The organism is Providencia vermicola (assembly GCF_010748935.1).
GTDB lineage: Bacteria > Pseudomonadota > Gammaproteobacteria > Enterobacterales > Enterobacteriaceae > Providencia > Providencia zhejiangensis.
Genome location: NZ_CP048796.1, coordinates 1,817,475 through 1,830,589 on the forward strand (window position 1 = coordinate 1,817,475; position 13,115 = coordinate 1,830,589).

The window sequence follows — 13,115 nt, forward strand, 5'->3', positions numbered from 1 at the left end:
TTTTTATTTAAATCGCGATGACAAGGTTACGCTTAGCACTCACTGGTTAAGCTGTTTCTTATTTTTTAACATAGCGTTCTTCACGGGGCATTTGCCATTAATTGGCTATCAAGCTTTTTTCTACTCTAGGCGCTTGAATATCATCGAATGTTTTATCTGCCACTAATGAGCTGGATAAACTGACGGCATTCTCCCCATCTAATGTCATAAATGAATAAGATTTATTATGAAAAAACTTATCTAAAAACTTAAAAAAGTGCTGTTTATTCGTGGTTTTGAAGAGACCTTCATTAGGTTCAAAAAATTCAAAGAGGGGATTGCCATTGTTGTATTTAACGACTATTCCCATAGAGTGGGTATTACTACTCATATTTCCAATAATATTTTTTTTATTTTCCAGACAGTGGTCAATGTGTTTTTTTAAACTTTTTGAGGTGAATTTTATATTATCATCAATAAGTTCAATTGAATCGTAATTTATGCTATTAAGGTTTTCAGCTTGCATGAATCTATTTTTTGTAAGGTCTAGGTAATAATTCTTTATTAAAGAAAAAAACATAAAAAACAAACCGGTATCTATCTCATTTCTCTCATTGAAACAAAAGTCTTGGACATTCTTAACTAACTGATAATATTTATTATTATCTACTTTATCATCAGTAGGGTTAAGAGTATCTTGATAAAGTTTATTAGTGAACTCATATAGTTCAAAATATGCCTCTGCTTCATCTTCCTTAACTGACGATATATTGATCTTAAATAATCTATTGATGTACTCATGAACACTCTCATGTGAGTGTTTTCTTGACCTGTTGAATTCAGAGATAATATTATTGATAAAATAAGCTATTTGGTAGTGCTTCTGAATATTGTAAGCTTTATTGAAATTTTGGTTTAATACCGCTTTGCTATGTTTTTTTAACGATTTGTAATAGGACGGCCTTAAGTAATTAAGTGGGTTTTTCTGCGTGATATTTTTATAGGCTTTATAGGTTTCTGTGATGTACGTTTCTTCTTGTCCTGCATGAGCATAATATAAAAATGCATTCGTTAATCCGTAACATATGCCTTTTTTGAAGCTATTCACGTTATTAACTCCCACTATTTTTCTAGTGAAAATATTTTTATGCGTATCTTTGTAATAATCGATAATATTAGCTTGATCAAATTTTATTGGGTATGCGGTAGCACCTAACATATCAATCTCCATGTTATTAATGTCTTAAGTGCCTTTATTATTGTTATTTATAGTAATTAGTCTTGCAATTTTCAGCAGTTATAAGAAGGGCGCTTAAACAGAATGCAGATTTTGGCCAATAAAAAAGTCAGCCAATGTTATTTGGCTGACTTGCGTATTAAAATAAAAAGACTATTTGATATTAAGCGTTTTCATTTTGTACGGCTTGGATAGCAGTCAGTGCAACGGTATAAACAATATCATCCACCAGCGCACCGCGAGACAGATCGTTAACTGGTTTACGCATACCTTGCAGCATTGGACCAATAGAAACAAGGTCAGCTGAACGCTGAACAGCTTTATAGGTGGTATTACCGGTGTTCAGATCTGGGAAGATGAACACCGTTGCTTTACCTGCAACAGGCGAATTTGGTGCTTTTGATTTAGCCACATCAGCCATTACAGCGGCGTCATATTGTAATGGACCGTCGATCATTAAATCAGGACGTTTTTCTTGTGCTAAACGTGTTGCTTCACGCACTTTCTCAACATCACTACCCGCACCTGAATTACCGGTTGAGTAAGAGATCATCGCAACGCGTGGTTCGATACCAAATGCTTTGGCTGAATCCGCTGACTGGATAGCAATCTCAGACAGCTGTTCTGCGGTTGGGTCTGGGTTAATCGCACAGTCACCATAAACAAAGACTTGCTCAGGTAACAGCATAAAGAATACCGATGAGACTAATGAGCTACCAGGTGCTGTTTTGATCAGCTGTAGCGGTGGACGGATAGTATTCGCTGTGGTGTGGACTGCACCAGAAACAAGGCCATCAACTTCGCCTTTTTCTAGCATCAGTGTGCCCAATACAACGTTATCTTCGAGTTGCTCACGAGCAACAACTTCAGTCATCCCTTTGTTCTTACGTAGTTCAACCAAACGAGCAACGTAATTTTCACGAACTTTAACAGGATCAACAATCTCAATACCTGTACCTAATTCAATACCTTGAGCAGCCGCTACACGGCGAATATCTTCTGGGTTACCTAGCAGAACACAAGTTGCGATACCGCGTTCAGCACAGATAGAAGCCGCTTTAACAGTACGTGGTTCATCACCTTCAGGTAGAACGATACGTTTACCTGCTTTACGTGCAAGCTCAGTTAATTGATAGCGGAATGCAGGCGGAGACAGGCGGTTAGGGCGCTCAGAATCAGCGACCAGAGACTCAATCCATTCGCTGCTAATGTGGCGAGCGACGTAGTTTTGAATTTTTTCGATACGCTCATGGTCATCGGCAGGGACTTCTAAGCTGAAGCTTTGTAGGTTCAGTGACGTCTGCCAGGTGTTGCTTTTGACCATGAATACCGGTAAGCCAGTTTCAAATGCTTGCTCACAAAGTTGACGAATAGGTTCGTCGATTTGATAACCACCAGTTAATAGGATCGCACCAATTTCTACGCCATTCATCGCAGCCAAAGACGCTGATACGAGAACATCTGGGCGATCTGCTGAGGTAACGAGCAGTGAGCCTGGGCGGAAATGCTCAAGCATATGAGGAATACTACGGGCACAGAAAGTGACTGATTTCACTCGACGAGTTGTAATCTCACCTTCGTTAACAACTTCAGCATTCAAATGTTTTGCCATATCGATGGCACGAGTCGCAATCAGGTCAAAGTTCCAAGGAATAGAAGCCAAAACCGGTAGGGTTAAGCACTCTAAATCTTTAGGCGTGATATTCGCGACAGTTGCTTTCGTTGAATCATCAAAGATTTCAGAAAGGTCAGGGCGAGTACGGCCTTGTTCATCGACAGGGGCATTCACTTTATTGACAATCACACCAATAATGTTTTTATTGCGTTGACCACCAAATTCGTTACGTACTAACTCAAGACGCTCTTTCATCTGAGTAATATTGCTATTACCTGGCGCTGTGACAAATACAATTTCAGCTCCCAGTGTTTTCGCAATTTCATAGTTTAGTGATTGTGCAAAAGAGTGTTTGCGGGTCGGCACTAAACCTTCAATTAAGACCACTTCAGCATTTTTAGTTTGCTCATGATAACGCGCAACAATCTCTTCCATCAGAATGTCTTTTTTTGAAGAGGTCAATAATGACTCAACATATTCCATTTTTAATGGTTCGACGATGGTAGTAAGACTGGAATGAGAGCGTAAAACTTCAGTGGTTTGATCTTTGTTACCAGAAATGCGTGGCTGAGCGATAGGTTTAAACACGCTCAACTGGACACCTTTTTGTTCCATTGAACGAACGACACCTAAGCTGACGCTAGTCAAACCAACGCTAGTGCCGGTAGGAATTAACATAATTGTACGAGACACGGGAACCTCTTTATCGGTTACTCTAATAAACAACAGTATTATAAAGTAGTACCGCCAGCGGGTTAGGCTGGCGGTATGGGATCTTAAGCTGTTAAACGAGCAGAATCTTGGGCAATTACGAGCTCTTCGTTGGTTGGAATAACCAGAGCTGGTCGGCTGTTATCAGTGGTGATTAAGCCTTCTTTACCGAAGCGTGCTGCTAAGTTACGTTCATGATCATACTCGAATCCAAGTAGCGCTAATTTTTTCAGTGTTAATTCACGTACTTGTGCTGAGTTTTCACCGATGCCACCAGTAAAGATAATTGCATCAAGGCGACCTTCCATCAGTGCGCTATAAGCACCGACATATTTCGCTAGGCGGTGACAGAAAACATCCATTGCACGTTTTGCGTCTGCTTTAGTTTCGTAGTTATCTTCAACATAACGGCAATCGCTGGTGACCCCCGTTAAGCCCAAAAGGCCAGACTCTTTAGTCAGCATTTTGTTAATTTGATCGACACTCATGCCTAATGAGTCATGCAGATGGAAAATGATAGCAGGATCGATATCACCGCTACGCGTTCCCATAACTAAGCCTTCTAATGGTGTTAGCCCCATAGAAGTATCAACACATTGACCATTAACAATCGCAGTGACTGAACCGCCATTACCTAAATGGCAAGTGATAACGTTAAGTTCTTCAACAGGTTTGTTGAGTTTTTTAGCCGCTTCACGTGACACATAGTAGTGACTCGTGCCGTGAGCGCCATAACGACGGATGCTATGCTCTTCATATAATTCATAGGGTAGTGCATAGAGGTAAGCTTCTTCAGGCATTGTTTGGTGGAACGCCGTATCGAAAACCGCGACGTTTTTATTCACTAATTCAGGGAATGCCTTTTTCGCTTCCTCGATACCAATCAAGTGAGCTGGGTTATGCAAAGGTGCAAATGGAATGGCTGCTTTAATACCTTCAACAACTTCATCAGTAATTAACACAGAAGAAGTGAATTTTTCGCCGCCGTGAACAATACGATGGCCAATAGATGAAATTTGAGCAGACAATTCAGGTTTTGCTGCAAGAATCGTGTTAACAATGAAATTTAGCGCTTCACTGTGTGCAGCACCTGCACCTAATTCCGCTTCATGCTTAGCGCCATCCATTTTCCATTTAATACGGGCTTCCGGCAAATTAAAGCACTCAGCTAATCCAGATAAATATTCATCGCCATTAGTTGGATCGATGATGGCGAATTTCAGTGAGGAGCTACCGCAGTTTAGAACCAGTACCAGCTTACTTGACATGGAAATACCTATCGTTAATTGTTGTTGTGAAGCCTTTAATTAGCAGACTGCATAAAAAGACTTTGTAAAAAATTATGAGCAGCTAGTAGAGCCTAGCGCATTTAACACCTGATATTTCATGATTGATATCATGATAATGATGAATACATAAAGATATCGATGTCTAATTAAGGGGTTAAAAGGCGATGTTGTTATGGTGCTAAGTTTTCTTGAGTTAACTTAACGCCAGGTGTTGAAATAATACGCAAAAACCCCAATCTATATCAAAGCTGTCGATGAATAAAAGCCAAATATTAGCTACAAAAATTCTCCAGCAATGCTAAACGCGGCAATTCTACTAAAAATATTTTATATTTTGTACGTTTTTTTTAGAAATAACCGCTTTGATTGATTAAAATCATAAGCATCGTGAAAAATACGCATTTTATGCAAATTTACCTATCAATCAGAATAGCTGATTTCGCCGAAAATGGTCATGTTTATGCTTAAATAATTCAAAATTATCTCTTAGTGTGTATACATAGGCATTATTGATAAAATAGCGTAAGGTAGGTAACAAGACTTGTTATTTCGTGATATAGATTTGTTAGTTGCAGGAAGGTCATTATGAGTACATTGCAAAACTCACCGCCAGGTTTTTTTAAACGCTTTAGGTTGGGGAACCTGTACCTAAAAACATTTCCTATGGAGAAAAAATTATCTCCCGTTTTTCCTGAACTGCGTATGATCAAAGCGACACGTTTTGGCATCCGCTTTATGCCGCCAATTGCGATATTTACCTTAACTTGGCAAATAGCCTTAGGGGGGGAACTCGGGCCAGCAGTGGCGACAGCCTTATTTGCTTGTAGTTTACCTATGCAAGGATTGTGGTGGTTAGGTAAGAGAGCATCAACGCCGCTTCCTGCCAGTTTATTGAATTGGTTTCATGAAATTCGTGAGAAATTTACTCAAGCAGGTATCGCAATAGCCCCTATCGAACAGCAGCCTGATTACTTGGCGTTAGCGCAATTATTAAAGCGAGCATTTAAGCAATTAGACAAGTCATTCATGGATGACGTTTAAGTGAAAAGCTCGATTTAACAACAAGTAATGAAAAAAGGTTGTCTAGATCAATAAAAGTGATGTTTTCACTGTCCATCATGAATATTGAATGCGAAGATAAGTTAAACATTTTCCGAGGAGAATCATGATGGAAATGACCAATGCACAACGCTTAATTCTATCCAATCAATATAAAATGATGACTATGCTTGATCCTGAAAACGCGGATCGTTATCGCCGTTTACAAACGATTATTGAGCGTGGCTTTGGCTTACAAATGCGTGAGCTTGATAGAGACTTTGGTGAGTTAAGTGAAAGTACTTGCCGCACGGTAATTGATATTATGGAGATGTATCACGCATTGCAGGTGTCATATGGTAATATGAGCGACGCTCAAGGCGTTGACCCTCGTCGTGTACAATTCTTAGGCTTTGATGCTGCGACAGAAGCGCGTTATTTGAGTTATGTTCGTTTTATGGTGAACACTGAAGGTCGTTACACGCATTTCGATAGTGGAACTCATGGTTTCAACTCGCAAACGCCTATGTGGGATAAATATGTGCGAATGTTGGGAATCTGGCGTGCATGTCCTCGTCAATACCACTTATCGGCAGTCGAAATTAGTCAAATTATCAATGCATAATGTGTTGTTTAAGGGGTAAAAGTGGAGTTAAAAGCAAAAGGTTTTTTATTTGATCTCGATGGTACCTTAGTCGATTCATTAGCCGTTGTAGAGCGTTGCTGGTGTTTATTTGGTGAAGAGATAGGCGTAAGTCGTGATGAAATTATTCATTTTATCCATGGAAAGCCTGCTTTAACGAGTTTACGACACTTTATGCCTGAAGCCAGCGAAGATGAAATTAAAGCGCGTTTTCGCTGGTTAGAAGAGATGGAAGCCTCGGATACTGAAGGTGTTATAGCCCTATCTGGTGCTGTGGCATTACTTCAGCGATTAGATGAGTTAGCGGTACCTTGGGCCATTGTGACATCGGGAACCGTACCGATTGCCCATGGTCGTCAACAGGCCGCAGGATTACCAGAACCTAAACACTGGGTTACGTTTGAAAAAGTGTCTAAAGGTAAACCAGACCCTGAACCTTTTTTATTAGGGGCGAAAGCCTTAAATTTAGATCCAAAAGACTGTATTGCGTTTGAAGATGCTCAAGCTGGGATTTATTCAGCTCTTGATGCCGGTTGTCAAGTGGTTGCGGTCCATGCACCAGAGAGTATGCCAAGAAGAGAACAAATTCATGCGATAATCAGTTCATTAACGCAAGTTTCGGTAACTCACTCAGACAAAAATGGTGTTTTTACACTATTAGTGTCAAAAAATGTTTAACAGTGAATTAATCAAGGAATTTCCCCGTAAAACATGATTAACTAAGGAAAATGACTAACACTATTTTTTTCGTCAAAAGGGGATATTTTGAACGGAGAATTGTTGTGGGTGTTAACCCTCCTGTTGATCGCAATTGTACTGTTCACCACAAACAAAATTCGGATGGATGTGGTGGCATTACTCGTTATAGTGGCCTTTGTTCTAAGTGATACTTTGACTTTAGAGCAAGCGACCGCGGGTTTTGCGGACCCTAACGTATTATTGATAGCGGCTTTATTTGTTATTGGTGATGGCTTAGTACGAACCGGTATCGCCTATCAAATGGGGGATTGGCTAGTACGAGTGGCTGGTAGCAGCGAAAGCAAGATGTTAGTTTTTTTAATGATCACCGTTGCTGGGCTTGGTGCCTTTATGAGCTCTACTGGTGTTGTCGCTATCTTTATTCCTGTCGTGCTGAGTGTTGCAGCACGAATGAAAATTTCTCCAAGTCGATTAATGATGCCTTTAGGCTTTGCCGGCCTGATCAGCGGTATGATGACGTTGGTCGCAACACCACCGAATATGGTGGTTAACAGTGAGTTGGTCAGAGAAGGTATCAAAGGCTTTCAATTCTTTTCAATTACACCGATTGGTTTGGTGATTTTACTGGCCGGTATCGCGTATATGTGGGTTGCGCGCCGTTGGTTAGGTAGCAGTGAACCAGACAAACTTCCTGAGCGTTACCAACGTAGTTTCCGTGATTTGATTCGTGATTATAAATTAACGGGTAGGGCGCGTCGTCTGGCTATTCGTAAAGGTTCCCCCTTGATCGGACATTCTCTCGATGAACTACATTTGCGTTCTCGCTATGAAGCTAACGTCGTTGGGATTGAGCGTTGGCGTAAATTCCGCCGTGTTATGGTGAGTGCAACTGGTGGCACAGAACTTAGAGAGCAAGATGTATTGCTGGTGGACATTTCTGTGAGTGACGATGAACTACGTCAATTTTGTTTTGAGCAGAAATTAGAACCAATGATATTACGTGGTGATTACTTTTCAGATCAGTCCCGTGATGTTGGTATGGCTGAAGTTTCTATGAACCCTGACTCTGAATTATTGGGTAAAAGCTTACGCGATATTAAGTTTCGTACTCGCTATGGCCTCAATGTGGTGGGGATTCGTCGTGATGGTAAAGCGATGGATGGTAAGCTTGTTGATGAGCCTTTACGCCTTGGTGATATCTTATTAGTCATTGGGGATTGGAAATTAATTCGTATTTTATCAACCAAACCTCGTAATTTTATTGTATTGAATCTGGCCGCAGAGGTTGAAGCCGTCGCTCCTGCTTCGTCACAAGCACCGCATGCTTTATTTTGTTTGGCCTTAATGGTTGCCATGATGGTCACTAATGAAATTCCCAACTTTATTGCCGCATTAATTGCTTGTTTATTGATGGGAAAATTTCGTTGTATCGATATGGAAAGTGCTTATAAATCGATTCACTGGCCAAGTATCATACTGATTGTCGGGATGATGCCATTTGCGCTAGCATTACAAAAAACTGGAGGGATCGCCTTAGCAGTAGATGCATTGATGGAAATAGCCGGTAATTTGGGACCACATGTGATGTTACTGTGTTTATTTATACTTTGTGCCTCTATAGGTTTGTTTATTTCAAATACCGCGACCGCTGTTTTAATGGCGCCTATCGCTATCGCGGCAGCTCGTCAAATGGAAGTCTCTCCTTTACCCTTTGCCATGATTGTCGGTATTGCGGCTTCTGCTGCATTTATGACGCCTGTTTCCTCACCAGTCAACACATTAGTACTTGGCCCAGGAGGTTATAAATTCGGCGATTTCGTTAAAATAGGTGTTCCTTTCACGATAGTGGTAATGATAATCAGTGTATTGATTGTGCCTATTCTTTTTCCTTTCTAATAATAATGAAGCCCTCTTAACGAGGGCTGCTAGTTTCTTATATTAATGAAAAAACTTAATGTTTAACACCTTAAAGATTTTCTCATCACCGGAGAAGGCGATATTCTCTATTGAAAATAAATAGCGATTCTACGGAGGGGAGAATGAGAAATAGCGCACATAGACGAAATACCTATTATGGGGAAGCGGATTTTGAAAATTTTTGGGGAGAGGAATTAAGTGAAGTAGTCATACGGCATCATGTAGAAAGCCATGCTATTTATAATAATAGCCGACTATTAACTGAGAAGGTTTATCATGATATACCCGATAAAACAATATTAAAGAATGTTTTTTATTTTTTATATGAAATAGGAATAGATAATTCTTATGATTATTGGTATGTCAAAATTAAGACTAAAAGTGGCAAAGTATATAAAACAAAAACTAATTTCTATTGTTCTATTAGAGAAAGTGACCATGGAAAAGTGATATTGGGCGTTAACGGTGAGTCGAGAAGACTGTATTTGGATTTTCCGAGTTCATCGAATTGTTCAACGGCCTTAAATGAAGCGGATTAAACAAACAAAACTGGAATGGTAAGACGCATTCCAGCTTAGAAAGTTAATGACTAATTTCATCCAGTGAAAGTTTGAATCCCGGAACAAAAATGTCGATGAAATAATCCATTTCAGGGCTTTTTCTTTGCGCAAGAATTTTTTCAAGACGCTTTTTGGCTAATTTAAATTCACTATTTCCAGCGGATAATTCTTCTAGACATTTCAAGTAAGCACAGAGTGAGTCTGCTTGTTTTACTATACTATGTTCTTCATTTGATTGTAATTCTTCGATAAGCAGCGGTTTAAAATCTTCCTGTAATTCTTCAGGTAACATATCTAATAGCTTTTGCTGAGCAAATTGCTCGATTTTTTTATATTCATGGGCAATTTGTGAATTGTGATATTTAATCGGCGTTGGGAGATCGCCCGTAATCACTTCACTTGCGTCATGATACATGGCTAACAAGGCGATGCGCTCAGCATTGACATGACCACCAAACTTACGGTTTTTGATGATGCCCAGTGCGTGAGCGACCATCGCTACCTGTAAACTGTGCTCTGAGACGTTTTCAGTGCGTACGTTACGCATGAGTGGCCAACGATGGATGAGTTTCATTCGTGCAAGGTGGGCAAAGAAGTAGCTCATATAACCTCATTAAACAGGTAAAAAGGGAATTATAATATAGTTTATTTAAAATAGATATTGGTTTATTAAAGCTTAATAAGATGAAAATCAAATCTAATTAATAATTAAAATGCTTTACGAATATCATCATTCATTTATTTTATTATTGTTTAAACGTGACACTGTTTAATCTCACGGAGTCAATTCATTGTTGTTAAATTAATGGAGGTAAATGATGGGGGTTGAATTAGGCTGGAATTTGGGGTTTATCACATTTGAAAATTTTTGGCATGAAAAATTAAAATATGTGAGATTATATCACACGACGGATAATGGTAAGCCAACAGATATGACACTGTATCATGTTGAACATGGGAGTATTATCAAAAAAGCAGGTTCATTTGAATATGATGGTCAGCTAAATTATTGGCGATTAGAAATTATTACAGAGAGAGGAGAGAAGTTTATAACAAAAAATAACTTCTATTGTACGATAACAGAAGAAGATGATCCGGAAGTTATTATCGGTATTAATGGTGATGCAAGAACAATGTATGTTGCATTTTCTCACTCTAGTGGATGTAAAACTAAATTATTAAAAGTTTAATGATGTTAATTTAAATTGTTATAAAAATAAATCAATGGTGTGATACCAATCTAAAAAAGATAGCGAATGTTGGGTTCATAATAAATTAAAAACATCATTTATAGAGCTTCTATTATGGATGCTCTTTAATTGCCTGTATATTTGTTTTTAATTATTGTTTGATCTGCGGTGATAAAAATCTATAATCAGCATAAACATTCTTAATAAATAATAGTAGGGGACATCATGAAATACTTTCCAATTATATTATTGCTGTTTTTCTTAGCTGCTGTTTATTTTATTTCCATTATCTAACGATTAGTCATCAACAATCAATTTATGTGTATTGTCTTTTAAAGAATACCAATGAGAAAGATAGTACAATCATGATGAGATGATTTTAGATTGTTACTCAACATTATTTGATGAGACGGGGCTCTTATTTGCTTTGATAGTGAGTGAGAGCTTGTTATTTATTATCCACTATTGCATTTGCTTATCGTGCTATTTGCCATAAAAATGGCAACTCCCTCACAAGAGGAAGTTGCACAGTCACTGTCCATTACTGACGATAATTCTCGATAAAACGGCCAAATTTATTAATCGCCATTTCAAGATCATCTGCATAAGGTAAGGTGACGATCCTAAAGTGGTCTGGCTCAGGCCAATTAAATGCCGTTCCTTGTACCAAAAGAACTTTTTCTTGTAGTAACAGATCAAGGATCATTTTTTGGTCATCATGGATATTAAAGCGTTTAATATCAATTTTAGGGAACATATAAAGTGCCCCCTGTGGTTTGACACAAGAGACCCCAGGTATCTGATTAATTAGCTGCCATGCGCGCTCTCTTTGCTCATATAGACGACCACCAGGTTGAATAAATTCACTAATACTCTGATAGCCTCCCAAAGCGGTTTGAATAGCATGCTGCATTGGAACGTTAGCGCACAAACGCATAGATGCTAACATTTCAAGTCCTTCGATATAGCTTTTAGCTTGTTGTTTTGGTCCGTTTAAGACCATCCAGCCTTGTCGGAAACCGGCTACACGATAGGTTTTTGATAAACCGTTAAAAGTGACAGTAAGTAAATCTGGAGCTAATGCGGCAATAGAGTGATGAACGGCATTATCGTAAAGAATTTTGTCGTAAATTTCATCGGCGAAAATAATAAGGTTGTTCTGGCGAGCAATCTCAACAATTTCCAGTAGAAGCTCTTTGCTGTAGACCGCGCCTGTCGGGTTATTTGGGTTGATAATCACGATACCCCGAGTACGAGGGCTGATTTTTTTACGAATATCGTCAATATCAGGCATCCACCCTTGTTGCTCATCACACATGTAATGTACGGCATTACCGCCAGACAGGGAAACCGCAGCTGTCCAAAGAGGGTAATCAGGTGCTGGAACCAGCATTTCATCGCCATTATTGAGTAACGCTTGCATTGCTTGCACGATTAATTCAGAAACACCGTTACCGATATAGACATCTTCAACAGTCATTTCACGAATATCGCGTGCTTGATAATGCTGAACAATCGCTTTACGCGCAGAATATAATCCTTTTGAATCACAATAACCCTGTGAGCTAGGGAGATTACGTAGCACATCTACCAAAATTTCATCAGGAGCTTCAAAACCAAATGGTGCCGGATTACCAATATTAAGCTTGAGAACTTTATTACCTTCTTCTTCTAAACGTTTTGCTTCTTTTAATACAGGCCCGCGTATGTCGTAGCAGACATTATCAAGCTTATTGGATTTCTTTACATTATTCATTCTTTCTCTCATTACCCTATTTGGGAAGACATAAGTAGGGGGAACTCCGGCTTAGCATCTACTCTACTCCTACCTCGGAAGCTTTTGAAGATAGTAGATAATTTTTGGTGTAAAAGGTTGGTTTATGTTGTAATCCAATTGTTGATATCTAAAGATATAACTTAGTTTGGGTTTTACATTCAATTGTATCGGTTAATTTGGAATTTAATATTAACAATTGGGGCTGTTTTGGAGGAAAAAATATAAATAATGTACAGATAAAGGCAAATCATAAAAACATTGTATCAAATTGTAAGATTGATGACGAAATTGGATGTATAGAAATAAAAATTCATAGATTTCCGCGGTTTTTTAACGAAAATAAGCTCTTTTTGTTAGCAATATTGATTATTCTAGTGAGAGAATAATGAATAAAAATGAAAGAATTTATCTTAATGCATTGAAATAAGGATGTTTTTATCAAGTTGGGTGTATGTGTATA

General features: G+C 38.8%; 11 protein-coding genes. 6 read left to right on the forward strand and 5 right to left on the reverse strand.

Annotated features, from left to right (window positions below; all coding sequences use genetic code 11):
• Positions 1-97: 97 nt before the first annotated feature.
• From G3341_RS08045 to ackA, 3 genes are all read right to left on the reverse strand, one after another.
• Positions 98-1,198, reverse strand: coding sequence for a hypothetical protein (locus tag G3341_RS08045; protein WP_163861124.1), 1,101 nt, complete (start codon positions 1,196-1,198; stop codon positions 98-100).
• Positions 1,199-1,379: 181 nt separating this feature from the next.
• Positions 1,380-3,524: a phosphate acetyltransferase gene (pta, locus tag G3341_RS08050; RefSeq protein ID WP_163861126.1), complete on the reverse strand. Its 2,145-nt coding sequence runs from the start codon at positions 3,522-3,524 to the stop codon at positions 1,380-1,382.
• Between the two features lie 83 nt (positions 3,525-3,607).
• On the reverse strand, positions 3,608-4,810 hold the full coding sequence (ackA, locus tag G3341_RS08055; protein ID WP_163861128.1) for an acetate kinase: 1,203 nt from the start codon (positions 4,808-4,810) through the stop codon (positions 3,608-3,610).
• A gap of 606 nt (positions 4,811-5,416) precedes the next feature.
• On the opposite strand from ackA, the gene yfbV reads away from it, so the two are divergent.
• The 5 genes from yfbV to G3341_RS20685 all read left to right on the forward strand — a co-directional run bounded on the left by yfbV (position 5,417) and on the right by G3341_RS20685 (position 9,667).
• Entirely contained in the window at positions 5,417-5,872 is a 456-nt protein-coding gene (yfbV, locus tag G3341_RS08060; protein ID WP_154622732.1) for a terminus macrodomain insulation protein YfbV, read from the forward strand.
• A 127-nt stretch (positions 5,873-5,999) separates the two neighbouring features.
• Entirely contained in the window at positions 6,000-6,494 is a 495-nt protein-coding gene (locus tag G3341_RS08065; RefSeq protein ID WP_154622734.1) for a YfbU family protein, read from the forward strand.
• Positions 6,495-6,515: 21 nt separating this feature from the next.
• Positions 6,516-7,190, forward strand: coding sequence for a sugar phosphatase (locus G3341_RS08070; RefSeq protein WP_163861130.1), 675 nt, complete (start codon positions 6,516-6,518; stop codon positions 7,188-7,190).
• 87 nt (positions 7,191-7,277) lie between these two features.
• Positions 7,278-9,107, forward strand: a complete 1,830-nt coding sequence (locus G3341_RS08075) for an SLC13 family permease (RefSeq protein ID WP_154622731.1) — start codon at positions 7,278-7,280, stop codon at positions 9,105-9,107.
• Positions 9,108-9,250: 143 nt separating this feature from the next.
• Positions 9,251-9,667, forward strand: coding sequence for a hypothetical protein (locus G3341_RS20685; protein WP_195848629.1), 417 nt, complete (start codon positions 9,251-9,253; stop codon positions 9,665-9,667).
• Positions 9,668-9,710: 43 nt separating this feature from the next.
• On the opposite strand, the gene yfbR is transcribed toward G3341_RS20685, so the two are convergent.
• Positions 9,711-10,292 (reverse strand): 5'-deoxynucleotidase, encoded by a 582-nt coding sequence (gene yfbR / locus G3341_RS08085; protein ID WP_163861132.1) that lies wholly within the window; start codon positions 10,290-10,292, stop codon positions 9,711-9,713.
• Positions 10,293-10,503: 211 nt separating this feature from the next.
• Between yfbR and G3341_RS08090 the strand changes: the two genes are divergently transcribed.
• On the forward strand, positions 10,504-10,878 hold the full coding sequence (locus G3341_RS08090; protein WP_244316494.1) for a hypothetical protein: 375 nt from the start codon (positions 10,504-10,506) through the stop codon (positions 10,876-10,878).
• Between the two features lie 541 nt (positions 10,879-11,419).
• On the opposite strand, the gene G3341_RS08095 is transcribed toward G3341_RS08090, so the two are convergent.
• A complete protein-coding gene (locus G3341_RS08095) occupies positions 11,420-12,634 on the reverse strand; it encodes a pyridoxal phosphate-dependent aminotransferase (RefSeq protein ID WP_154622103.1) in 1,215 nt (404 codons plus the stop codon).
• Positions 12,635-13,115: the final 481 nt, after the last annotated feature.

What these genes read in the sequence shown, in the direction of transcription:
- G3341_RS20685 (WP_195848629.1), top strand. Translation starts at nt 9,251, where the DNA reads ATGAGAAATAGCGCACATAGACGAAATACCTATTATGGGGAAGCGGAT.
- ackA (WP_163861128.1), bottom strand. Translation starts at nt 4,810, where the DNA reads ATGTCAAGTAAGCTGGTACTGGTTCTAAACTGCGGTAGCTCCTCACTG.
- G3341_RS08065 (WP_154622734.1), top strand. Translation starts at nt 6,000, where the DNA reads ATGGAAATGACCAATGCACAACGCTTAATTCTATCCAATCAATATAAA.
- G3341_RS08095 (WP_154622103.1), bottom strand. Translation starts at nt 12,634, where the DNA reads ATGAATAATGTAAAGAAATCCAATAAGCTTGATAATGTCTGCTACGAC.
- G3341_RS08045 (WP_163861124.1), bottom strand. Translation starts at nt 1,198, where the DNA reads ATGTTAGGTGCTACCGCATACCCAATAAAATTTGATCAAGCTAATATT.
- yfbR (WP_163861132.1), bottom strand. Translation starts at nt 10,292, where the DNA reads ATGAGCTACTTCTTTGCCCACCTTGCACGAATGAAACTCATCCATCGT.
- yfbV (WP_154622732.1), top strand. Translation starts at nt 5,417, where the DNA reads ATGAGTACATTGCAAAACTCACCGCCAGGTTTTTTTAAACGCTTTAGG.
- G3341_RS08090 (WP_244316494.1), top strand. Translation starts at nt 10,504, where the DNA reads ATGATGGGGGTTGAATTAGGCTGGAATTTGGGGTTTATCACATTTGAA.